This is a genomic window from Paraburkholderia sp. 40, from assembly GCF_050434105.1.
Lineage (GTDB): Bacteria > Pseudomonadota > Gammaproteobacteria > Burkholderiales > Burkholderiaceae > Paraburkholderia > Paraburkholderia tuberum.
Genome location: NZ_JBNPVY010000004.1, coordinates 396,386 through 418,645, shown reverse-complemented (window position 1 = coordinate 418,645; position 22,260 = coordinate 396,386). Strand labels below are relative to the sequence as shown.

Sequence of the window (22,260 nt, the reverse complement as noted above, 5' to 3'; positions counted from 1 at the left end):
GTGAACGATATGGCTTTGAAGGCAGTATTGGTAGCAGTGGCACTTGCAGCTTGTATCGATGTGCACGCACAGGTCGCCGGCACACAGACTCTGAGCGTCACTATTCAGCAGTCCCATGCGCTTTTGCAGGGATGGAGCGTCAAGAAGAGCGTGCTGGGCAAATCGGTCTACAACGACCAGAACGAAAAAATCGGCGCGGTCAAAGATCTGATCGTGGCCCCGGACGGCTCCGTGTCGGCGGCCATCGTCGCTACAGGCGGCTTCCTCGGCGTCGCCACGCATGACGTAGCGGTGCCCATCGCCGCACTCGACGTGCGCGGCGGCAACCTATATCTGCCGGGCGCCACCAAGGACGCCCTGAAGGCAACGCCTGAGTTCCAGTACGCGAAGGTGCAATCGCCGCCTAAGCCGAAGAAGGTTCAGGCAGAGTGACCTGTTTTCAACAGTCCTAAGCTGAGGTCGTTGCGGCTGGCAAGGTCAGTCGCAACGACCTATCGCCGGACTCGAGGAGCCTATCAGATTTTTAGTGTGTCGAGGTCATGAGACGATAACGGAAATAACGTCCAATGACCGAAACAACAGTGACCAGGGGTATTGTCAACTTGTTGAAGGGCGCGCAGGCGAAATCACTCAACATAAGGATTACTAATTTATGCGGCAATGCGATCCAGCATCTGATTGCCCGTTACGGTTTCCCACGCCTTGAACGCATGCTTGCGGGCCTGCCGTTTCTGTTGCGCGTTCGCGTTGTAGCGGCAGTGCATGAACAGGTTGCTTACCTGAGCATGGACCGACGTGAATCGTTGTAGATGGCGCGCCGACTTGAAGCGGCGCATCACCTTCTCGCGCACGCGTGTGGGCTGGTGGGAATTCTCCGCCCGGTTGTTCAGTCCTTTGTGCTGCCGATGCTCGACGTTCAGGCCCAGTTCGTTGTTCGCCGCCGCGTAGCTGCGCAGCTTGTCCGTGACGATCACGCGTGGGCAGCCGTGGCGCCTGAGCAGCTTGCGCATCAGCCGTTTGGCCGCCGCCTTGTCGCGGCGGCTCTGCACCAGCACATCGAGCACTGCGCCGTGCTGATCGACAGCCCGCCACAGCCAATGCTTCCTGCCGTGGATCGTCACGACCGCCTCATCCAGGTGCCACTTGTCGCCGCGACCCGGCGCTGTCGAACGGATACGCTTCGCGACCGCCAGACCGAACTTCGTCGCCCAGCACCGCACCGTTTCGTACGTAAGCTCGATTCCCCGTGCCGCCAGCATCTCCTCAACCATGCGCAGGCTGAGCGGGAACCGGTAGTACAGCCACACCGCGTAGCGGATAATGTCCGGCGGAAATCGATAGCCCTTGAACGAAATCGGCGCCTCGGCCGACAGCAAAGCGGAAACGGAAGCTTTCTTCATGCCCCATTATATTCGTCGACCCCCGCGCCAACTTGACAATACCGCCGTCGCAACTCGCAAAAACGGCAGAACCGGCGTCATCCTGTCGCCACCGCTCGACGCGATATCGATATCAGAAAGCGTGTGGCGGGTGCGCGAAGAAGCGGCGACCACGCTCGGAATACGCCTGACGAAATCCGCAACGACGTCACGGCGCGCGCGCTCACGCTGCATTGGGCGGCTGGCCGAACGCAGCGCGTCGCCCATAGCCGCCTGCGCGAGGCGTGCCCATGCGCGTACTGCAAGCGCATTCGCCTCGCGGGCCGCGTGCCCACGGCGGCACCCAGCCTCACGCTCACCGACCACGACGTCACGCAGAACATCGCGGCGCTGCTGCACCATATCGAAGTCGAGCCGCCTCTTACGATCCTGGATTTCGGCTGCGGGCCGGGGCGAGATCTCAAGGCCTTCACTACACTCGGCCATTGCGCGGTCGGCCTCGATGGCGCCGAGCGCTTCGTTGCAATGGCGCGTGACGCGACTGGCTGCGACGTCTGGCAGCAGGACTTCCTGCATCTCGATTTGCCGGCCGCGCACTCTGACGGCATTTTCGCCAACGCCGCGCTGTTCCAAGTCCCGAGTCAGGCGTTGCCGCGCGTGTTGCGGCAATTGCACGCGACGCTGAAGCCCGGCGGCGTACTGTTCAGCTCCAACCCGCGCGGCACGAATCAGGAAGGCTGGAGCCACGGCCGCTACGGCGTCTTCCATGATCTCGAAACATGGCGCCGATATATGGCGGACGCAGGCTTCGTCGAAATTGAGCACTATTACCGGCCCGCCGGCTTGCCGCGTGAGCGGCAGCCGTGGCCAGCCAGCGTGTGGCGCAAGCCGGTTGCCTGAAACGCCAAGGAGCTGTTCCACGGTATGCCCGCGTTGGGCGTGGCAGATGCTTGCGTTCAAGCCGCTTTGATGCAGCGCAAAGCAGCCGATTTGCAACAGTGTCCATCGCGCAGAGAAACGGCCAGTCGTGGATCTCAGACAATCGGCAGAAGCGGGGACGCCTGTCGTCGGCCGCGACAGGCAGAGGGCGGCCAGTAACCGTCGTTCGTCGTCGCCACGACCTGGACATTGGGGGGACCGCTGTGCTCCGAAAGCGGCCTGCGCACGGCTCCGGGTCGATAACAGAAATCATTCTGACGGGATGCACCGGGCAAAAGAATAGCCAGGGGTCTTCTCGCACTTGCTGCCAGTCCTGAGCCGACGCGAAAACTGGTCGTTCCCGGTCTCACCCAGAAGAGCCGGTCGCGTCTAGCGAGTTCCGCGACCGGCTGCGGTGGGGTCCTTCGGATCGAACCAGAATCGACATCGTCAATGGTCAGCTACGTCGTGGTTCTGAAGTTATCCAGGGAGCCGCGTGCTAGCGGCTATTGCCCGTTCCGAGCCGACGCTCGTTACCTGGAGCCGCCTACTGGAGCGATGATGCCGAAAAGCCCATTTGTCTCCTTGTTAGGACCTGCCGAGAAGTACAGCGTGTCCGGACTCGAATTGCGGCCGCCACCAAGTGTCAGAGTCCACAGGCCGTCGATAGCCAGCGGATTGCCGGCCTCGTTCTCCAGTTGATCGACGAATCTGCCGTCATTGTCAAACACATTGATTCGGCCATTGCCGAAATTGCCAATGAGGATCTTGCCGCTGAAGCGACCGAATGCAAACGATGCGCGCGTGATGCCCCACGGCGAGTCGAGCGCTCCCTGGCTCGCAAAGCGGCGCAGCAGGTGACCGTCGGTATCGAATACATCGACGAATCCATGACCTCGGCCTGCAACGTCGTCGTGCTTCTTATCGTCCTGCTTCGCATAGGTAACGAAAAGGTCCCCATCGATGTTCGCGATACCAAACGGGGCGTAACCGACCGGAATGTTCGGGTCGACGAAACCACCATCCGTCGTCGCGGGCGTGAACAGGCCGTTCGGACCGTTCGGTCCGAATACATCGATCTGGCCCGAGCGGAAGTTCGTCGCAAACAGGAATCCTCCTTGCGAATTCACTGCGAAGACCAACCCCTTGTAGACGGCCCCGTTGACGGCGGAGGGATTAGACGAGTTGTCGACCGCGATCACGGCGTTGTTCGCCGGATTTAACCCGCCGGCCCAAGCGGAAAGCGTGCCGTCTTCGGTGGCGAAGATGAATACGGCCGGGATCTTTGTACCTGGCACGAGAAAGGCTGTCGAAGGATTCCATACGATCCCGGTTGGCGCCGCGGGCGTGGGATTCGGTGGATGGTTAGGATAGACGGCACGACAGGCGCCGGCCGGTATGACGTTGCCTGGTAGCGGGATGGAGACCTGCAGCGTCGTCACTTTTGTCCCCTCGCCGTCATACAGCGTGGAGCAGCCCGTGGCATTGTCGTTGACCCAGAATGGACTTCCTGCCGGACTAAAGGCAATACCCCATGCGTTCTGCAATACCCCGTCGACCTTCGGGGCAGCACCTGCCAGGTTGGACACGAGTGGTTTGACAACGTAAGCTTCGTCGGCAGCGGCCTGCCCGATTGCGAAATTGGCGGCGAGGACAATCCCGGCCGCCGCTTTGAGACCCCACGAGATCTGAGACATAGCTTCCTCCTCGTCTGACTGGCGAAAACGCCGCAGGCTAAACGACCGCTGGGCTTCAAATATTCCCGCTCGACTCGAAAAAATCCGCTGGCCATCGGGTCGAATGGTGCGATAGGGGTCGGCCGCGGCCCTTCGACTCGATTCATAGTTCCGCGGGCCAGAGATGAGCTAGTGGCCGCTGAGTTCCGAAAACGGCCGTTGCCGTCGCGCAGACTCGAATGACTGCAAGGGGGTGGCGGATTCAACCGGTCGATGCAATAGTTCGATGGAACCGTTCAGCCGGTGTTTCGTAATCCAGTGTCTTCCTTGGACGCTCGTTCAGCCTTCGAGCCACGGCATTGAGTTTGGCCTGTGAGTAGACCGACAGATCGATGCCTTTCGGGAAGTATTGTCTTAACAGGCCATTGGTGTTTTCATTCGAGCCCCGTTGCCAGGGGTGTTTCGGATCGCAGAAGTACACGGCAATGTCGGTGGCAATGGTGAACTGCTTGTGGTTCGCCATCTCTGATCCCCGATCCCAGGTAAGCGATTTATACAGTTCCTTCGGCAGCTTTCCAGCATGTCTGATGAGCGCATTGACTACTGTTTCGCTGTCCTTGCTGGCGATTTTCACCAGCATCACATAGCGCGTCTGACGCTCTACAAGCGTTGCAATCTGGCTACCGCCACTGCCACACAGGAGATCGCCTTCCCAGTGTCCCGGCACCGCACGGTCTTCCACAGTGGCGGGGCGTTCACGGATTGATACCGCCTCACGGATCCTGCCGTGGTCGTCCGTTTTCTGGGTGTGATGGCGCGAGCGACGCATGGCCCGGGTGCGCCGTAGATGCTCCAGCAGTTCTTTCTTCAGTGCATCCCGTGCCTGAATGAAAAGACTGCGGTAGATGGTCTCGTGTGACACGTGGTAGTCCTCGTTGCCCCGCCAGGCTCGTTTGAGCCATCCAGCAATCTGCTGGGGCGACCACTGCAACTGGAGCTTGTCGGCCACGATATGGGTCAGCGTCCGGTGCTCGACCAGTTTGCAGACTTTGGGGCGCAGCGACCGATCCCATGCCAGCTGGTCGGCGTGGCTGGCCCGATAGCCGCCCTGCCCACTGTTGCGCTTGATCTCGCGACAGATCGTGGACGGTGACCGCGACAGTCGCCGGGCGACTGACTGAATCGAATCACCCGCGACGAGGCCTCGCGAAATCTCCTCGCGTTCGGCAAGCGTCAGCGCCAGCCTGGATCGCTGGCGGGGTGCAGGCTGGATTCCTCCAGTTTGCGCCAGAATTCCCTGTACTGACGAGTGATTGCGGTCAAATAGCTGGGCGATGTGCTGCAACGACTCGCCTTGACGCCAGCGTTCCCACATCAATGCCTTCTGGCTTTCGCTGTAATAGATCCGGCGCCTCTGTTTCATTTGCAACACTCCCGCCGCTCATGCGACGTTCATTGTGTTGCATCGACCGGTTGAATCCGCCGGTCGCGTGCTGCCGATCGCCGTCAGGCAGAGGGCGGCCATAAGCGGTCTTCCGAATGTGCCGTTGCAAGGTACGAAAAGGCTGTCAATGCCGATCTGGTGGCGCGAACTGGGCGATGTCAGTAACGCGGGCTAGTGGAGTGAAAAAACCGCAGCGCCCATGTACTTTCGTTGAAAGGGAGACCCGTGGGGCGATCTGCAGGCCACGCTCCAAGATATCGGCGCTGCCCTGCAATGCGACGCGCGGTTGCTGCGCGCTAACTCGGAGGAGGACCGTAGGGGCTCCGGGGCTTCTCACCTAGGTTGAGACGGCTCGCACTCCGTTTCGAACCAATGGTCGACCCGGCGCTGCGCCGCGTGTAGATCCGCTGGGTAGTTTGGGTCGTCGTGCCATGGTGATGGGTTGTAGCCCGCTTTGCTGAGAGCCGAAATCTCGCTTCGGTGTTGTGACCTCGTCCGAGGCGCGTTGCTTTTAGTCGCGGCCAGGTCATGGCACTCGGTTGGGGTCAGGTGTGGCCCGCTGTGTGGTACTCCGGCGGCGGCATAGCCAGTCAGAAGGAGCCCCAACGCAGCAAGCGTCGAGCAGCTTTTCGTGAGCTTTTCCATAGCGCATCTCCATGCGTCCGATTGGCGCAACGCAGCGGCGCGATGCCGCCGGTCGCCCGTAACTTCCTCGCCTATTTTGCCTTAGTCCAGTGACCGGAAGAGGTGCACTGTACAAAGGGAAGAAAGTCAGGCGCCAGCGCCTCGAATGATTATCGCAGTTTCGATAAGAGAAATACGCCCACCGGATGCCGGGCGTCCGAGAAACGTCGCGTTTCTGCCGACCGCGTCGGACAGCGGTCAGAGGAGATGGGTCGAGAACGTGGTCTTCGCTGATCGAAAAGCTGCGGGCTGACTGCTCGTCCTAGGGCAACACTGATTAAGTCCACCAATCTGGCACGTCAAGCGTTATAGAGATCGGATTAAACGAGGAAGGCAGAACAGGATGAAACAGCAGACGCTGGCGATGGCAGCCGATCAAGGTGCGGGTTTCGAGACCCACCGCAAACGCACGCGGCGCGACGAGTTTCTCGACACGATGAATGCGATCGTGCCATGGTCGCAGTTGTGCGCGGTGATCGAGCCGCATTATCCGAAGCGCGGCAATGGCCGCCCGCCAATTGGTCTGGAGCGCATGCTGCGGATCCACTTCGTGCAGCACTGGTTCAATCTGGCCGACTTCGCTTGCGAAGAGGCCCTCTACGACAGCGCCAGCCTGCGTCGCTTTGCCGGAATTGACCTGGGTTGCGAAGGTGTGCCCGATGCGACGACGCTGCTCAAATTCCGGCGCCTGCTGGAGACGCACAAACTGGGCGAGCAATTGTTTGCCGAAGTCGGCCGGGTCCTTCAGGCCAGCGGCATGAAGCTCAAAAGCGGCACCATCGTGGACGCGACGATCATCGGCGCGCCGAGCTCGACGAAGAATGAGCAGAAGGCGCGCGACCCCGAGATGCATCAGACCCGCAAGGGTCGCCAATGGTATTTCGGCGCCAAGCTGCACATCGGTGTGGACAGCCAGAGCGGCCTGGCGCACAGCGCGGTGCTCACGCCCGCCAATGTGCATGACAAGCATCCACTGCCGCAATTGCTGCACGGGCAGGAGCGGCGCGTCTACGGCGACAGCGCCTATGCGAGCCAGAAGGCACTGATCCACAGCAAGGCGCCCAGGGCGCGCGACTATACCAATCAGCGCACGCGCCGTGCGGGCGGCGAAGTCGACGAGGTGCAGCGCGGCAAGAACCGCAACAAGTCGAAGATCCGGGCGCGAGTCGAACACGTCTTCGCGGTTGTGAAGCGCCTGTGGGGATTTACCAAGGTGCGCTATCGAGGGCTGGCAAAGAACGCCAACCGGGCGTTCGTCGCGCTCGCACTGGCGAACGTCTACCTGTCGCGCAAGAAACTGATGGCACCGGTACGCCCATAGTGGGCGAAAGGCGGGCAAAGTGCCCGCCCAACAGGCCTGCGAGGGCCGAAAAGCAAGGGCTTAAGCTCGGCCTCATCACTTGGCGAAGTTCAAATCGCTGACACGTCGCCGATTTACCCGCTTGTTCAGCTTTGCCCTAGGTATCGTCAGCAATCCGCCGCATTGCCGACGCATAACCCGGACAGGCCCAATGTCGGTTTTGGGTTGCGGAGACGTTCGCGCGTCTCTGCGCTGGCATCATGAACCAAGTCTGGATAGTTCAAAATTAAATGAACCGCGGATTCGGCGTTCGTTGGACGGTTTCGCCGCAAAGCCTCATATCGTGGGTATGTGAAGTTCAACGTTACGTGGACATCGACAGCAGGAAGGCTCGCCTGCCCGCGCGTCGATGCCTTCGACCGCGCAGCTGCGATCGGCATGACGACAGAACGCTCAGCGCGCGTCGTGGACGGCCGAGGTTCGGCGCTAGCTGCTCGCAGACGGCTGGATGCCTTGTTCTGGTGGAGGTTCGACGCTGTTTTCCGGTGCTGGTTGGCCCTCTTCTTCCGGAAGTGGCTCGACGCTCTCAGCGGCGGCCGGCGAAATGCTCTTGACCACGACGGGCCGCTCAACGCTCTGCACGGCGGCCGGCGGATTGTTGTTGCCCGGGAGGGGCGCCTCAACAATTGGCGCGGGGGCTCTGTGCTGCAGTTCGGTGCTCAGGCCCGTCCCGACGTTCGAGGTGGTGGTGTTCGCACTCTTGAGGACGCCGCGCGCATCGAACAGGAACACCGCCGCCGATGTGTGCGTGTCGGCACCACCAACCAGCGCCCCGATAATCGGGATGTAGTTTTCGGGGTGCGGCCTCGACGTCACATACGTGTACACGAGCAGCATCGAACCATCGTCGAGCGCGGTCTGCACTGATGCCGGGCCGAGCGTGGCTGTCACTTCCTGAAGCGTCGTCACGCCACGCCTGAAGATCGCCATCTGTTCAGGCCTCACTTCGACCCCGGCGGACATGCAACCGACAAGCAGCGCACCGCTCAGCAGCCCAAGTACCAGTCCATGTTTCATGTTGCCCCCACACCGTACTTACAATTTTAGGACGACGCAGGGTCGGCGCGCGGCGATATTAACCTGCCGCCGTTGCGCTGGATCAGTCGCGCTTGACTTCGGCGCTTCAACAGATCGATCGCCTTGAATAGGTCGTCAACCATTCCAAGGCTCGCGTGTCAGCGCTCGGCATATATAAACCCCGCGCTGCGGCTGAAGGCGGGTTGATGCGTAATCGCTAATGCGGCCGAGATGGTTGGTCCCGGTCGCCAACGTCGGGCGGCTGTCGGCCAGCTAGCGACGTTCGCCGATGCCGTCGCGCGGACGTTCGAACGTCGGCTCCGCCGCAAGCAACGGACCTTCGTGGCGGATTCTGTCGGCGCTTGGATATTAGCTCAACTTGCCGGATTCTTCGGTTTGCCCGTCATCCGGCGCCACGCGTCCACGATGACGTTGATCGCCTGATCCACATCCGGCTGGGTCGTCGCCCAGGAGATAACTGACACGCGCATGACCCACATTCCTCTCCATTCCGCGCCCGAGAAGAAGAAGGTGCCCTCTGTCTCCAACTGAGCAATGACATCCCTCGTCGCCTGGTCGGATTGCTCGGATACCTGGGCCGAGCCGAATCGGACAAGAAACTGATTGAGCTCTACCTTGTTTAGCACATGGATGCCCGGTTCCCTGGCTAGCCCGGATGACATTCGTTCAGCAAGTTGGCAATGCCGTTCAACCATCGCCGAAATTCCGTCCTTGCCAAATGCGCGGAGCAATGCCCAAGTCGCAAAGCCTCGAGCCCTGCGCGACAGCTCGGGGACCCACTCCTTCGGGTCACGAATTTCTTTTGCGGTCACTGGAAGATAGCTGGCTTGAACCGTCATGGCGCGACGGTGCGCGCGCGCATCGCGAACGATTGCATAGCCGCAGTCGTAGGGGCTTTGCAGCCATTTATGCCCGTCGGTCGTCCATGAGTCCGCCCGTTCAGCTCCTTCCGCCAGATGCGCACGCGAAGGACAAGCTCGAGCCCAAAGCCCGAGAGCGCCATCGACATGCAGCCAGCCCTGTCTCTCATGCGTCGACTCGGCGATCGCTTGCAGAGGGTCGAAGGCCCCGGTGTTGATCTGTCCGGCCTGCGCGACCACCAACAACGGGGCGTTGACCTTTGCAATCGCACGTCCAAGCTCGTTCGCGTCCATTCGCCCTTCGCCGTCCGTCGGTATCACGACGACGCGACGCTGACCAAATCCAAGATATCGCAGGGCGGAAAACACACTGACGTGAGCATCAGCACTCACGCATACCGTAATCTGCGGTGCGCCGAACAGACCGTCTGCATCAACGTCCCATCCCTGCCGACTGAGCAGTTCGCCGCGCGCGGCTGCGAGACATACGAAGTGCGACATTGTCCCACCAGTAGTAAATCCGACTGAGCACTCGGGCGGAAGCTGGAGAAGTTCTAGCAGCCACTTGCTGGCTACAATTTCGGCGGCCGCGTTCGCCGGGCAGCTGTGATAGCCGGCGCCATTTTGGCCCCACATGCTCGTTAGCCAGTCCGCGGCGACTCCGATCGGATGGGACGCACCCATTACCCAGGCGAAAAAGTGCGGTCCAGCCGTGCCAGTCAAGCCAGGCTCCGCGGCATCTGCGAGGCGCTCGATGACCGTTGCCGGCGCGATGCCCGCATCCGTCATCGGACCGCCGAAAGCTTCAAGCAGTTGATCGAACGTCGCAGGCGCTCGTGCCGGCAGGCCTTTCCTTGCCTCGTGGAACCGAATCGCGCTGCGGTAGGCGGTATCGAGTGCCGAAGAATATTGGTCGCTCATGGAACAGCCTCCTTGAAACACTGCCTGTGTGGAGCACAGCACGGCTTGAGCGAACCTGGGACTCTGTCGGTCACGAACAAGTCGCAGTTCCAGATTGATCAGCTGCAGGATGCAACGCTGAAAGCATATACCGCTAACGATCCGTATGGTCGAGCGTGGTCCACTTGCTTGCTTGCATGCATGCTTGCATGCGTGCAGCGAGCGAGGCCAGTTGCAGCCCGAAAAGCCGCCGTCCGACGGCGGGGCAGTCTATGTCCGGAGCGGGTCGACTGCTGCCCGGCCCGACGGGCCCGTTAGGTAAAAGCCATCGGCGGCGAACCAGGCCGCCGTTGGAAAAAGCTGCCGAAACATCCGGCATCTTGGCCAAATAGCTCGAGCTTATCCGCGCTTGCGGCTGAATTCGTCTGCTATAACTCAGCGACATGTGTAGCGGTGCGCAGCCTCGTTTTGCAGCCCGTAAATGTTGACACGACCCGAAAGCTGCCGCGCCGACCCGGCACACGAAGGCTTCCCCGATGACTCTCACTTCCCGCTACACCGAAATCCCCGATCTCGCCGACGATGCCCCCTCCCTGCGCGAGATTCGGCACCACATCCACCAGCATCCCGAACTCGCCTTCGAGGAACTGCGAACGGCCGCGCTTGTCGCGGAGAAGCTTGCCGAATGGGGCTGGCAGGTGACGCGCGACGTCGGCGAGACGGGCGTCGTCGGCACGCTGGAGGTGGGCGAGGGCACGCGCAGCATCGGCCTGCGCGCGGACATGGACGCGCTGCCGATCGTCGAGCAGACCGGCAAGCCCTACGCCAGTGCGACCTACGGCAAGATGCACGCATGCGGCCACGACGGTCACACGACGATGCTCCTCGGTGCCGCGCGCCATCTCGCGCGCATGCAGCGTTTCAGCGGCACGGTGCATCTGTACTTCCAGCCGGCGGAGGAGCGCAGCGTCCCGAGCGGCGCGCAGAAGATGATCGCTGACGGCCTCTTCACGCGCTTTCCGTGCGACGCCGTGTTCGGCGCGCACAACCATCCGGGCATGCCGCCGGGTACGTTTCTGTTCCGCAAGGGCGCGTTCACGGCGGCGGGCGACAAAGTGACGATCACGATCGAAGGCGTCGGCGGGCACGCGGCGCGGCCGCATCTGACGGTCGATCCGGTCGTGGTGGCCTCGAGCGTCGTGATGGCGCTGCAGACCATCGTCGCGCGCAACGTCGATCCGTCGCAGCCGGCGGTGGTCACAGTCGGCTCGCTGCATGCTGGCACGGCGAACAACGTCATCTCGAATTCGGCGAAGCTGGAACTGAGCGTGCGCTCGTTCAGCGAGGAAGTGCGCGCGCTGCTCAAGCGCCGCATCGCCGAGTTGGTGCAGGCGCAGGCCGCGAGCTACGGCGCGATGGCGGTGGTGGCGTACGAGGAGGGCCATCCGGTCGTCGTGAACTCCGACGCGGAGACGGAATTCGCCGCGCAGGTGGCGCGCGAACTCGTCGGGGAAGAAAACGTCGTCGGGAACGCGGACATCCTGATGGGTAGTGAAGACTTCGCGTTCATGCTGCACGAGCGCCCGGGCTCGTTTCTGTGCATCGGCAACGGCGCAGGCGAGGACGGCTGCATGGTCCACAACCCGCACTACGACTTCAACGATGCCAACCTTCCGGTCGGCGCGGCGTACTGGGCGCGCCTCGTCGAAAGGTTTCTCGCGCAATAACTTTTATCCAAATTTTATGCGCATGACGCTTGTCACGCATGGCCGAAGCGGCGGTCAGGCCCGCAGCGAGAATTCTCCGATCGCTTCGCGCAGCACGTCGACCTGAACCTTCAGCCGAGTGGGCGGCCGCCGCGGTTCACCCGCACCGGACGCCAGATCTCCCGCATCGCCTCTCGGACAAGACATCACGCCTTTGTTCACGGCTCGCAACAAGTACAAGCTTAGACGTCGCAGGGGCGGTAGCGGCTTTGTCAGGTTGATGGGAAGGCGCCGGTAGAACGAAGTGATGAAGAAGACAAAATCTCGTCCGTGAGTGACCATACCAAGCGACTGCTCGACTCTGATACCTGCCGTTGCTGCCCTGACGGCTCGACCGGCGGCAATGGGTCGAGAGTGTGAGTTCGCTGATGCAGGAAGCTGCCGCCCGGCCGCTCGATGCCGCCACCGTCGGCAATCCGTCCCACTGCCGACATAGAATCCAGTCCTCTCCAACGTCGGCATTGGCCGAAGAGCTGCGGCCAGCCCGGTGTCAGCGAATGACCGCTGGACATGGGTGACCCGCCGTTGACACCGCTGCGATCCGTACCGATCGTAACGGGAGTCAAAATTCGTTTATGCGGCGAGGCCGGGTTTTCGCGCTGAGCGTTGAGCAGAGTGCCGCGCCTCACCCGTTCCAGGCGTCCATCCGGGGCGCAGCAGACAACCCCGTCCCCTCCTAGCCAGGCGTGGCCGGCACGGCCACGCTGCCGCGCCTGCCGCGCGGCACCCTCACCCGGTCAACTCGTGGCATGGCATGCACCCGGCTCCCAGGTTCCCGCCCTTGACCCGCGACCGTAGCCGATAGCGGGCAGGCATCAAGGGGCGAGGGACCGTGTCGCCCGCACCCCTCCCTCGCCTTTTTCCTTGACGCCTGCCCGCTATCGGCTCCTCCAGTCGCACGGGCGGGAACCCGGGACCCTGGCGGCAGCAACGCCAACCCCGAGTTCCACCGGGAGGTGTCCAGCCGCAACGGCAAGTCACATCCCCTCGCCCGGTTCAGGTCCTCAACCTTGACTGTGGAGACTGCCATGCAACTCGCTTCCTCTTTCCGTTACGGCTCCCCGATGCTGCGCGCTGACTCGCCCCTTTCAGATGATCAGATTCGCCGTGTTGCCCCGACCATCTTCGCGGACGGCAAGCACGAAAGCCGTTCGGAACGCTACACGTACATTCCCACCATCGACGTGCTGCGCGGCCTACGCAACGAAGGCTTTCAGCCGTTCATGATCTGCCAGACCCGCGTGCGCGATGAGGGCAAGCGCGAATTCACCAAGCATATGCTCCGGCTGCGCCATGCCGACCAGATCACCGGCGAGGAAGCCGACGAAATCGTGCTGCTGAACTCGCACGACGGCACGAGCAGTTACCAGATGCTCGCAGGCACGTTCCGGTTTGTGTGCCAAAACGGCATGGTGGCTGGCGAGAACATCGCCGATATCCGTGTGCCGCACAAAGGCAACGTCGTTCAGAACGTGATCAATGGCGCGTTCGACGTGCTCGACGGCTTCGACCTGATCCGCGAGCAGAAGGAAGGCATGCGCGCCGTGACGCTCGACCGCGACGAACAGCACGCGTTTTCCCGCTCCGCGCTCGCACTGCGCTACGACCCAAGCGACGCCGAAGCACCCGCCCCCATCACCGAAAGCCAATTGCTCGCGCCGCGCCGTTACGAGGATCGCCGCAATGATCTCTGGACGGTCTTCAACCGCATTCAGGAAAACCTGACCAAGGGCGGTCTACATGGACGTTCGCGCACGGGCCGGTCCATGTCCACGCGCCCCATCACCGGCATCGATCAGAACGTGAAGCTGAACCGCGCCCTCTGGATGCTCGCGGACGCCATGCGCCAGATGAAGGTGTAACCGACCGTGGGGCGGCGCACTCGCGCCGCCCATTCTCCGCCGTTGCTGAAGAAGGTCGACGCCGCTGCCACCGCCGAACTGCGGCCCGCGAAAGTCGCACGGGTCCCGGAAGTCCTCACCGTTCGCGAGATTTCGACCATACCCTCGTGGGCCGTCCGCGACGACGTGGATGAGGACGACTCCGTTACCGGAAGCGACACAGGAAACTCGCGGGACAGCAACGACGACGACGCGGAATCAGCGCACAGCCGGCGTGGCCCTTCCCGACTGCCGCCATAGTGAATACGGCGCAAGGCTGCCCTTCGCGACGCGTAAGCTTCGCCTCGTACTGATGACGCGGCACAGCAGGCGGCAGCACCCTCTAGGGGCCGCCGTGTGCCTGCCGCAACTGCACCGCGCGACAATTCGCGCCCGCCGTATGACCACCCGCCCCCCCTTCCACTAAACCGTCCACGACCAGTAACATCAGGCAGAGCACGGCTCCGCCCATCAGCAATAGACGGCGCATCGAGCGTGCAAAACGCCTTTCCATCCCTGTCGCCATCGCATCCACCCGCACCACCGTTGCATCAGTTGCCTGTCCGAACGCGCCAATCGCATCATCCAGCCGCTCACGCTGCTCGCGCCCCGAAATTGCAGCTGCGCCAATCAGCCGATTACCTGCCGAGCGCGCGACCCGATTTGCTATACGCACGGTCAAAGCCGTCAGCGCCGCCTCATTGAGATTCGCCAGCGCAGCCCGATACCGCGCCTCATGTTCCTGTATCAGCTTTTCCGCGAGTTGGATCGTCGACTTGCACCGCTCAAGCGCATCCTGGTGTTGTTGCATCAGAGCATCGGTCGCGCCGCCGACTTCTCGGCGCGCGGCTTCGAGACTGCCCTCGCTCGCCCACCGAATACGTTCCGGCATCCCCTCATACAGGCGCGCATAGTATTCGAGCACCGCGATGATCGACCATAGCGCGTCGTTCTCTTGCAGATTCAGTACGCTCGATACTCGACGCATACGGGCCAGACTAGCCTCGTCCGGGACATCGCCGGATATTTCATGAAACAGGCGCATGAGCGGATCAACCGGCTGCGATCGTCTACTGCTCATGGGCGGTCCCGTCGGCGCCGATCGCCTTCGCGAACATGACATCGCACAACGCCCGCCAACGCAATAGTTCCGCTCGCTCCCCTATGTGCATCATTTCCGACGCCTTGCGGATGGACATCCGCCGACTCCGAAGTTCGTCGGCCACACGATCCGCAAGATCTGGAAAATCGAGTGAGTGCCCTCTCGCCTCAATGGTCTTGCGAAGCTGCGATAACTGATACAGCGCGAACTTGTCGGGCGTGCCGAAATAGCCATTTCGCACCACGTGCGTCACCGCATTGGGAAATGTCTTACTGAATGCGTGCAGCAGCTCGAGGCTGTCGCGCTGCCGGTTGATCACCCACAGCACGAAGAGCTGACGCCGCAATTCGCCGAGCGTACTGGCGAGTGTCGCACCGAAGCGTGCGACACCCGTCTGACTGCGAGCCGCCGTGTTCACGATGACGGCGGCGTCCCGGCGTTCGTCGCAGAAGTTGACAAGACCGATCCAGCCGTCTGCCTCGTCCAGGCTATAGGCGATGCAATGCATCTCGTCCTGGACGGATTTCATCACGTCTGGATTGGAAGTATCGGTTTCAACCAGGGCGACAGGAAAGTCGTGCCGCTGCAGGTAATCGGCCAGCGCGAGTGAAACAAAGCTCTTGCCAACACCGCCCTTGCTGCCACCGACCAGATAAATGGGATAAGTCGTTGCCATATGAGCCCTCTACAGGTTTTCGATATCGGGCGTGATCTCGAACGAGAACGCATCCCGAATCACCATTGACCCCGGCGTGGTCACTGTCTTTCCCCCATCCTGCCTGGATTCCTTCTCTGCGCTGTCCGCGCTCCACGACCTTGTCTGATTGGGCTTCTTGGCGCGAGGCGATGCTACCGTCGGAGTCGTCGTCGTGATTTTCTTTCCCACGGGCTCGGACTTGCTTTCCTTCGTCGCGCGTTGAATCGCGTACCTCAACGTGCTGGTACTGATGTCCACGCCCTCCTGCGCCAGCTGCTGGACGATCTCTTCGAGCGTGTACCCTTTCCTTTTCGCGCCACTGATTTGAGGTTGCATCGACTTCACCGCATCGCACACATTGACGCGATGCTCGTGCGCAGGCTTTTCCGGCAGCGCGTCGAGACGGCGCGCCGCAGCGTCCCATTGGGCTTGAGTAAAGCTCTTCACGAGCGGCATGACCCGCCTCAACACACTGCCTTCATGCCATCTTGCGGAGGAGATTAACGGTCGTCAATCCCTGAAAACAGACCCAATTCGAGGTATCGGAACGTCCAGGAGCGGACCGGAATTGCCCGGAATCAGAAATTTTTTTGCTCCGTCGCGAGCGGCAGTGCCTTCAATTGCACGCGAAGATGTGCAGCGACGTCGCGCCTCCGATCTAACGATCAATCACCGTTCGTTGGCGACTGACTGTCTTTGAAATTCGTGGCTCACGATACTATGTCAGGTGATCGCAGGACCTGCTGAAACCTGCACGGCAGACAAGGTTTTCCTGCGCTGCCACACGGGAGCAGACTCGTTTAACCTGCGCGAGCATTGACACCTTCGTGCATCGGAGCGGCTGTCTTTTTGCGCGAAGCATGACCGGAATGGTTTTGCATGCTGCGCTCGGCGTTTAGCTTTCGTGTTCCAAGTGGATCAGCTTACTCGCGCGAACGGCCGGAGATGTCCATGCGACGTCCTGTTCATTTCACTGCGCATGTTTCATCTTCCTGCGCGGGCCACGCGTTTTTTCTGCGCGTCCAGACACGGCGTTTTGCAGCGGTAGTCCATCTATCCGCTCGACCATGGTCAGGCCCACTCACCGGATTCGCGAACGGCGATCTTAAAGACATAAAAACCAGTAACGGCAGGATAGGCTTGCGCCGGTTTTGGGCGCCCAAGGGGCCAACGCCTGAATTCCAGAGGGTCGTCAGCGCAGCCTCCGCATCGTCATAGTGGTCGTACGCGTCGTATTCGTCGCCGACGCACTGAACTGGATGCCCAACACTGAGCCTACGCAGCACACGACAATAGGATATGGAATGAAGCTCTGACATCAATCATGTCAAAATTTTGCTCAATTTCTTTTATGTCAAATTTGCATTGCCGCTACCGGAAAGTTGTCCGCCCTTGTCAAGATACGATCACGAACGTCAGGTAATTGTGGTCACAGCGCCTCTCCGCCCTCTAATGCCTGGACGGATATAGTGCGTAGATGTTGTTATGCTGGAGATGAAGCGCCGGTAAAACGCGCACCAGCGAGCCGTCGCGAAGATACGGCAAAGCAACCCGAATGGAGAGCGGACCTATACCCATACCCTTGCAGAGACTCTGCACCATCGCTTCCGCGATGTTCATCGAAAAAGGCACCAACTGCCGATGACGGAACACCGGTAAGTCCGCGCCGTCGAAGATCCACTGTCCCCGTGGCGAGTCGCCAAGCAGCAGTTGCAGGCAGATATGGTCATCGAGAGCGTCTATCGAGTCAGGCATGCCGTGCTGCTCGACGTATTGAGGGGATGCGCATAACACCGCATAACCCGCCCCAATGTACTGCGAAACGAACGAGGAGTCAGATAACGCGTGCGCTACCACGACAGATAGATCGAAGCCTCCTTCGATCATATCCGGTACGCACTGTCCTAACATGAGATCAACCCGGGGTAAATCTGCCGCTAGTCGACTATCAAAGGCGCAAGGTAATGCTGCCCGAAGGCGACGCGCCGCTATCTGTGGACGGTACGGGAAACCCGTCGCGCTTTACAGCCGCAAGACAAGGGTGTTACGCCGTTTGTGCGGGCCCTGCATGAACTCAACGCGGAGAGGTTCTGCACACGAAGTGGCCTGGCCGAGGGCCGGTAGAGGGTGACAAAGTGGAAGGGCCGGCTCGTGAAGGAGTCGCGACTGCGCGGCACACGCACGAATTCGCGTGTTGCGATGGTTATCTGCCGCAGTGCCGGAGACACGCCCTGATACGACGCAAGCCTCTATCGAACTGCTCTGCTTCATTTTGGGCGGTGCAGACAGTGACATCAGCGTCTTGGCACGCGATTTGGAGCTATCTGACGCCAGCTTTCTTCGGCTACGGCGTGCATGCGACCGAGTTGCTTGCGCGCAAAGGCTACTGGAAACAGTGAAGGAAACTGCTGGCAATGCAGCGGGCGGGACGGGAGCGTCTACGGCCGAGGGCAACACAGGAGTTTCATCGGCAGCAATCTCTGCGGCCATGCGGGAGGCGTTGGAATTGCTGGCAAGGGAGTGGCGGAAAGTTATCCGGCCGAGGCGGTGGAGTGGTTGTTACTGAACGCAGTTGCGCCCCTCAGCCTCCCGGCCGTATGCGGCCACTCCTGACTGCAAGGTGCGCGAAACGAAGCTGACCTTTCTCGGCGCGTCGGAATCCGTCACCGGTTCGAGGTATCTACTGGAAGGCGCGGGGCTGCGGATTCTGATCGACTGCGGCCTCTTTCAGGGCACGAAAAATCTGCGCCTGCGCAACTGGAGCCCTTTGCCGATCGATGTCGGCACACTGGACGCCGTGATTCTGACCCACGCGCATCTGGATCACAGCGGCTACCTTCCGGTGCTCGTGCAGATGGGCTATTGCGGACCGGTCTACTGCACCCGCCGCACCCGCGACCTGTGCCAGATAATGTTGCGTGACAGCGCACGACTGCAGGAGGAAGAAGCGGCCTATGCGAACCGCCACGGCTTCTCGAAACATCATCCCGCGCTGCCGCTGTACACCCGGGAAAATGCTGAAAATGCGCTCGAACTGCTCGAGCCGCGCGATTTCGACGTGCCGAAGCGGATTTTCATCAAGACTGCCGCGTTTCGTGTCGCCCGCGAAGATCCCGCTATGAAAATGTGCGGCGGTCCGCTTTCCAGTTGATATGCATCAATCGCGATTCCCCTCGCTCGGTCATAGTCGCCCTATACACACGCTGATTTGCCGCCGACCCGCCCTTGCTGGAGCGCGGGCGTCGGCGCCTCATGGCCAACAAGAGCCTTCCCTCATCGGTGAAGCGTTACGCGCTTTAACCGCCTTCATGACTCATGTGAGGAGACTATGTCTACCATCGATACCGCTCCAACCAATGCCACCGCGCTGCAAATTCCGCTTGCCCGGCATGCCAGCATCGACGGCATGAACGCCTATCGCGCCCTGGTTGCCGAGGCGAGCCAGGATCACGAAGCGTTCTGGGCGCGTCTCGCCCGCGAACACCTCGAATGGCGCCGCCCGTTCACGAAGGTGCTGAACGACACGGATGCGCCGTTCTATCGGTGGTTCGAAGACGGCGAACTGAACGCGTCGTACAACTGCCTCGACCGCAACCTGATTAACGGACTGGCGGAGAAAACCGCGATCGTATTCGAGTCGGACGACGGCACCGTCACGCATGTCACCTATCAGGCTCTGTATCACCGCGTATGCCGGCTCGCCAATGCGTTGCGTGCTCGCGGCGTGAAAAAAGGCGACCGGGTGGTGATCTATATGCCGATGTCGGTGGAAGGCGTGGTCGCGATGCTTGCGTGCGCGCGCATCGGCGCACCGCACTCGGTAGTTTTTGGCGGCTTCTCCGCGAAATCGTTGCACGAACGCCTCGTCGATATCGGCGCGTGCGCCGTCATTACCGCGGACGAACAGGTCCGCGGCGGCAAGACACTGCCGCTCAAAACGATCGTCGACGAAGCGCTCGCGATGGGCGGCACGGCCGACGTCGGAACGGTGGCGATCTATCGGCGCACGGGCGGCCGGATCCCGTGGATCGCCGGTCGCGACGCATGGCTGAACGAACTCGAAGCGGCCCAGCCGGACACCTGTGAGCCCGAGTGGGTCGGCGCGGAGCATCCGTTGTTCGTGCTGTACACGTCCGGCTCGACGGGCACGCCCAAAGGTGTCCAGCACAGCACCGGCGGTTACCTGCTGTGGGCTGCCGCGACGATGAAATGGACCTTCGATATCAAGCCGGCCGATGTGTTCTGGTGCACGGCGGATATCGGCTGGATCACCGGACACACCTACATCTGCTACGGGCCGACCGCAGTCGGCGCAACGCAGGTGATCTTCGAAGGCGTGCCCACCTACCCGAACGCGGGACGCTTCTGGAACATGATCCAGCGCCACAAGGTCAGCATCTTCTACACGGCGCCGACGGCCATCCGCTCGCTCATCAAGTCCGCGGACGCCGATCATTCGGTGCATCCGGCCAGCTTCGACCTGAGCAGTCTGCGTCTGCTGGGTACAGTCGGCGAGCCGATCAATCCCAGCGCCTGGACGTGGTATGCGCAGCACGTCGGCGGTGGGCGTTGTCCTGTTCTCGACACTTTCTGGCAAACGGAAACGGGCGGTCACATGATTTCTCCACTGCCCGGGGTGACTCCTCTCGTGCCGGGGTCATGCACGTTGCCGATGCCCGGCATCGACGCGGCGATCGTCGACGAAACCGGGCGTGAAGTGCCGAACGGACACGGCGGCGTGCTCGTCATCCGCAAGCCGTGGCCCTCGATGATCAGGACCATCTGGGGCAATCCGGAGCGCTTCCGGCATGGCTATTTTCCCGAAGAGCTTGGCGGCAATCTGTATCTCGCGGGCGACGGCGCAATCCGCGACCGCGACACCGGCTACTTCACCATCACCGGCCGTATCGACGACGTGCTGAACGTTTCCGGGCACCGGCTCGGAACAATGGAAATCGAATCGGCGCTCGCCGCGCATCCGTTGGTCGCCGAGGCCGCAGTGGTCGGGCGTCCCGATGAGACCGCCGGCGAGGCGATCGTCGCGTTTGTAGTGCTCAAAGCGGCGCGACCGTCAGGAGCCGACGCGAAGCGCTTGGCCGCCGAATTGCGCGCGTGGGTCGGCAAGGAGATTGGCCCCATCGCTAAGCCGAAGGACATCCGCTTCGGCGATGCGATGCCGAAGACGCGCTCGGGCAAGGTAGTGCGCCGGCTGTTGCGTTCGGTGGCCAAAGGAGAAGCCATCGCGCAGGACACGTCGACGGTAGAAAACCCGACGGTGATTTCGCAGTTCGCCGACGCCACCTGACACACGAGCAACTACCCATCGCATCTCTTCTGACGCAATCCGATGATCGCGCGTGAACCGCACGTGCACGCGCGCGACCCTAATTTCAGCGTTCCAGCATGGAACGGAGGATGTCATCATGAACTTCAAGGCGCCCAATCCCGCTTCGCTCGGGCTCGCAGGCTTTGCCCTGACAACGTGGCTGCTCAGCATGATCAACGCCGGCTGGTTCAGCGGCAATGCGATGGGGATGGTGCTCGCCGTCGCCTTCGCTTACGGCGGCACCGCGCAGGCGCTCGCCGGATTGATGGAAATTCCGCGCGGCAACACCTTTGGCGCGACCGCTTTCCTCAGCTACGGCGCGTTCTGGTGGTCGCTGGCGCTGTTCGTGCTGTTTCTGCACAGCACGGTTCCACCTGCCTTTATCGGGTGGTACCTGTTTCTATGGGGCGTGTTTACGCTTTACATGTGGGTGGCGACGTGGCGCGCGGCGCGCGTGCTGCAACTGGTGTTTCTCTCGCTGTGGATCACGTTCTTCGTGCTCGCCGCGAGCGAATGGACCGGACTTGAATGGCTACATCACGCCGGCGGGTACCTGGGAATGCTCACCGCGCTGCTAGCGTTTTATCTGTCGGCGGCGGAAATCATCAACGAGACCCATGGGCACGTGGTATTGCCAACGGGTGCGATGAGCCCACAAATCGCGGTAGCCATGACGATTCAGGAGGAGCTGCGCAACGCGTGATATGGGCAAGTATCTTGCACTTACGGAAACTGAATGAGCGGAAGACAGGAGCGCATTTGTCGCCCGCCACTTCGCCGAGGACGTGATCATGGGTTCGGGCCGGCCGGCAATCGTGCTGCCGTATGCGGGACCGATCCGGTCTCAGATGGATAACGTCATGATCGCGTGGGATGGCGGCCGGGAAAGCGCGCGGGCCGCGACCAACGCGCTGCCGCTCATCCGCCGCGCTAGTTTCGTCACAATAATGAAAGTTCAGCGTCATTCCCATTACGGTGAGCCGACGGGCATCGATGTGGCGGCCTGGCTGGCGCGGCACGGCATCGAGGCAAGTTTCACGGCCACGCCAAAAGTGTCCGGCGTCGACACCGGCGCCATGCTGCTCAATGCACTGGCCGACCGCCATATCGACCTGTTGGTGATGGGTGCATACGGCCATATGCGGGCGCAGGAACGACTGCTCGGCGGCGTCACGCGCAACGTGCTTCGGTCGATGACCGTGCCCCTGCTGATGTCGCATTGAGTGGCAC

Annotated in this window: 18 protein-coding genes and 1 pseudogene; 9 read left to right on the top strand and 10 right to left on the bottom strand. The window is 61.5% G+C overall.

Annotated features, from left to right (window positions below; genetic code table 11):
* The first annotated feature begins 9 nt into the window (after positions 1-9).
* Complete coding sequence (locus OKW28_RS23595; RefSeq protein ID WP_429449369.1) at positions 10-432, top strand: PRC-barrel domain-containing protein; 423 nt, start codon at positions 10-12, stop codon at positions 430-432.
* Between the two features lie 218 nt (positions 433-650).
* Here the strand turns inward: OKW28_RS23595 and OKW28_RS23590 are convergent, their stop codons facing one another.
* On the bottom strand, positions 651-1,400 hold the full coding sequence (locus tag OKW28_RS23590) for an IS6 family transposase (RefSeq protein WP_429449367.1): 750 nt from the start codon (positions 1,398-1,400) through the stop codon (positions 651-653).
* A 123-nt stretch (positions 1,401-1,523) separates the two neighbouring features.
* On the opposite strand from OKW28_RS23590, the gene OKW28_RS23585 reads away from it, so the two are divergent.
* Positions 1,524-2,279, top strand: coding sequence for a methyltransferase domain-containing protein (locus OKW28_RS23585; RefSeq protein ID WP_429449365.1), 756 nt, complete (start codon positions 1,524-1,526; stop codon positions 2,277-2,279).
* A gap of 551 nt (positions 2,280-2,830) precedes the next feature.
* Here the strand turns inward: OKW28_RS23585 and OKW28_RS23580 are convergent.
* From OKW28_RS23580 to OKW28_RS23570, 3 genes are all read right to left on the bottom strand, one after another.
* On the bottom strand, positions 2,831-3,994 hold the full coding sequence (locus tag OKW28_RS23580; protein ID WP_429449363.1) for a TIGR03118 family protein: 1,164 nt from the start codon (positions 3,992-3,994) through the stop codon (positions 2,831-2,833).
* Between the two features lie 241 nt (positions 3,995-4,235).
* Positions 4,236-5,396, bottom strand: a complete 1,161-nt coding sequence (locus OKW28_RS23575; protein WP_429449361.1) for an IS30 family transposase — start codon at positions 5,394-5,396, stop codon at positions 4,236-4,238.
* A gap of 354 nt (positions 5,397-5,750) precedes the next feature.
* Positions 5,751-6,062, bottom strand: coding sequence for a DUF4148 domain-containing protein (locus tag OKW28_RS23570; RefSeq protein ID WP_187639648.1), 312 nt, complete (start codon positions 6,060-6,062; stop codon positions 5,751-5,753).
* A 382-nt stretch (positions 6,063-6,444) separates the two neighbouring features.
* Here OKW28_RS23570 and OKW28_RS23565 point away from each other — a divergent pair, with 382 nt between their 5' ends.
* The gene (locus tag OKW28_RS23565) at positions 6,445-7,422 is read left to right on the top strand and encodes an IS5 family transposase (RefSeq protein WP_429449359.1); all 978 of its coding nucleotides are present in this window, start codon (positions 6,445-6,447) and stop codon (positions 7,420-7,422) included.
* 465 nt (positions 7,423-7,887) lie between these two features.
* Here OKW28_RS23565 and OKW28_RS23560 read toward each other — a convergent pair whose 3' ends face one another.
* Both OKW28_RS23560 and OKW28_RS23555 read right to left on the bottom strand, forming a co-directional pair.
* A complete protein-coding gene (locus OKW28_RS23560) occupies positions 7,888-8,478 on the bottom strand; it encodes a hypothetical protein (RefSeq protein WP_429449357.1) in 591 nt (196 codons plus the stop codon).
* Positions 8,479-8,852: 374 nt separating this feature from the next.
* Entirely contained in the window at positions 8,853-10,280 is a 1,428-nt protein-coding gene (locus OKW28_RS23555) for a pyridoxal phosphate-dependent decarboxylase family protein (RefSeq protein WP_187639582.1), read from the bottom strand.
* Positions 10,281-10,795: 515 nt separating this feature from the next.
* On the opposite strand from OKW28_RS23555, the gene OKW28_RS23550 reads away from it, so the two are divergent.
* Positions 10,796-11,986, top strand: a complete 1,191-nt coding sequence (locus tag OKW28_RS23550) for a M20 aminoacylase family protein (RefSeq protein ID WP_187639581.1) — start codon at positions 10,796-10,798, stop codon at positions 11,984-11,986.
* Between the two features lie 1,067 nt (positions 11,987-13,053).
* Positions 13,054-13,887, top strand: a complete 834-nt coding sequence (locus tag OKW28_RS23545) for a DUF932 domain-containing protein (protein ID WP_429454429.1) — start codon at positions 13,054-13,056, stop codon at positions 13,885-13,887.
* 361 nt (positions 13,888-14,248) lie between these two features.
* Here OKW28_RS23545 and OKW28_RS23540 read toward each other — a convergent pair whose 3' ends face one another.
* The 4 genes from OKW28_RS23540 to OKW28_RS23525 form a co-directional block, all read right to left on the bottom strand.
* On the bottom strand, positions 14,249-14,986 hold the full coding sequence (locus tag OKW28_RS23540) for a hypothetical protein (RefSeq protein WP_187639575.1): 738 nt from the start codon (positions 14,984-14,986) through the stop codon (positions 14,249-14,251).
* Positions 14,976-15,683, bottom strand: coding sequence for a P-loop NTPase (locus OKW28_RS23535; RefSeq protein ID WP_429449354.1), 708 nt, complete (start codon positions 15,681-15,683; stop codon positions 14,976-14,978). Before OKW28_RS23535 ends, OKW28_RS23540 begins: the two co-directional genes overlap by 11 nt.
* A gap of 9 nt (positions 15,684-15,692) precedes the next feature.
* Entirely contained in the window at positions 15,693-16,160 is a 468-nt protein-coding gene (locus OKW28_RS23530) for a hypothetical protein (protein ID WP_429443971.1), read from the bottom strand.
* Positions 16,161-17,153: 993 nt separating this feature from the next.
* Positions 17,154-17,591, bottom strand: coding sequence for a LysR substrate-binding domain-containing protein (locus OKW28_RS23525; RefSeq protein WP_429449353.1), 438 nt, complete (start codon positions 17,589-17,591; stop codon positions 17,154-17,156).
* A gap of 733 nt (positions 17,592-18,324) precedes the next feature.
* Between OKW28_RS23525 and OKW28_RS23520 the strand changes: the two are divergent.
* The 4 genes and pseudogenes from OKW28_RS23520 to OKW28_RS23505 form a co-directional block, all read left to right on the top strand.
* Positions 18,325-18,777 (top strand): annotated as a pseudogene (locus tag OKW28_RS23520) (MBL fold metallo-hydrolase); the annotation flags it as partial.
* A gap of 255 nt (positions 18,778-19,032) precedes the next feature.
* Positions 19,033-21,009, top strand: coding sequence for an acetate--CoA ligase (gene acs / locus OKW28_RS23515; protein WP_429449351.1), 1,977 nt, complete (start codon positions 19,033-19,035; stop codon positions 21,007-21,009).
* A 118-nt stretch (positions 21,010-21,127) separates the two neighbouring features.
* Positions 21,128-21,733: an acetate uptake transporter gene (locus OKW28_RS23510; RefSeq protein ID WP_429449349.1), complete on the top strand. Its 606-nt coding sequence runs from the start codon at positions 21,128-21,130 to the stop codon at positions 21,731-21,733.
* An 88-nt stretch (positions 21,734-21,821) separates the two neighbouring features.
* Positions 21,822-22,253 (top strand): universal stress protein, encoded by a 432-nt coding sequence (locus OKW28_RS23505; RefSeq protein ID WP_429449347.1) that lies wholly within the window; start codon positions 21,822-21,824, stop codon positions 22,251-22,253.
* Positions 22,254-22,260: the final 7 nt, after the last annotated feature.

Coding starts and splice junctions, on each gene's coding strand:
- OKW28_RS23525 (WP_429449353.1), bottom strand. CDS start 17,591: ATGATCGAAGGAGGCTTCGATCTATCTGTCGTGGTAGCGCACGCGTTA.
- OKW28_RS23530 (WP_429443971.1), bottom strand. CDS start 16,160: ATGCCGCTCGTGAAGAGCTTTACTCAAGCCCAATGGGACGCTGCGGCG.
- OKW28_RS23595 (WP_429449369.1), top strand. CDS start 10: ATGGCTTTGAAGGCAGTATTGGTAGCAGTGGCACTTGCAGCTTGTATC.
- OKW28_RS23570 (WP_187639648.1), bottom strand. CDS start 6,062: ATGGAAAAGCTCACGAAAAGCTGCTCGACGCTTGCTGCGTTGGGGCTC.
- OKW28_RS23545 (WP_429454429.1), top strand. CDS start 13,054: ATGCAACTCGCTTCCTCTTTCCGTTACGGCTCCCCGATGCTGCGCGCT.
- OKW28_RS23560 (WP_429449357.1), bottom strand. CDS start 8,478: ATGAAACATGGACTGGTACTTGGGCTGCTGAGCGGTGCGCTGCTTGTC.
- acs (WP_429449351.1), top strand. CDS start 19,033: ATGTCTACCATCGATACCGCTCCAACCAATGCCACCGCGCTGCAAATT.
- OKW28_RS23580 (WP_429449363.1), bottom strand. CDS start 3,994: ATGTCTCAGATCTCGTGGGGTCTCAAAGCGGCGGCCGGGATTGTCCTC.
- OKW28_RS23510 (WP_429449349.1), top strand. CDS start 21,128: ATGAACTTCAAGGCGCCCAATCCCGCTTCGCTCGGGCTCGCAGGCTTT.
- OKW28_RS23555 (WP_187639582.1), bottom strand. CDS start 10,280: ATGAGCGACCAATATTCTTCGGCACTCGATACCGCCTACCGCAGCGCG.
- OKW28_RS23505 (WP_429449347.1), top strand. CDS start 21,822: ATGGGTTCGGGCCGGCCGGCAATCGTGCTGCCGTATGCGGGACCGATC.
- OKW28_RS23550 (WP_187639581.1), top strand. CDS start 10,796: ATGACTCTCACTTCCCGCTACACCGAAATCCCCGATCTCGCCGACGAT.
- OKW28_RS23565 (WP_429449359.1), top strand. CDS start 6,445: ATGAAACAGCAGACGCTGGCGATGGCAGCCGATCAAGGTGCGGGTTTC.
- OKW28_RS23535 (WP_429449354.1), bottom strand. CDS start 15,683: ATGGCAACGACTTATCCCATTTATCTGGTCGGTGGCAGCAAGGGCGGT.
- OKW28_RS23590 (WP_429449367.1), bottom strand. CDS start 1,400: ATGAAGAAAGCTTCCGTTTCCGCTTTGCTGTCGGCCGAGGCGCCGATT.
- OKW28_RS23540 (WP_187639575.1), bottom strand. CDS start 14,986: ATGAGCAGTAGACGATCGCAGCCGGTTGATCCGCTCATGCGCCTGTTT.
- OKW28_RS23575 (WP_429449361.1), bottom strand. CDS start 5,396: ATGAAACAGAGGCGCCGGATCTATTACAGCGAAAGCCAGAAGGCATTG.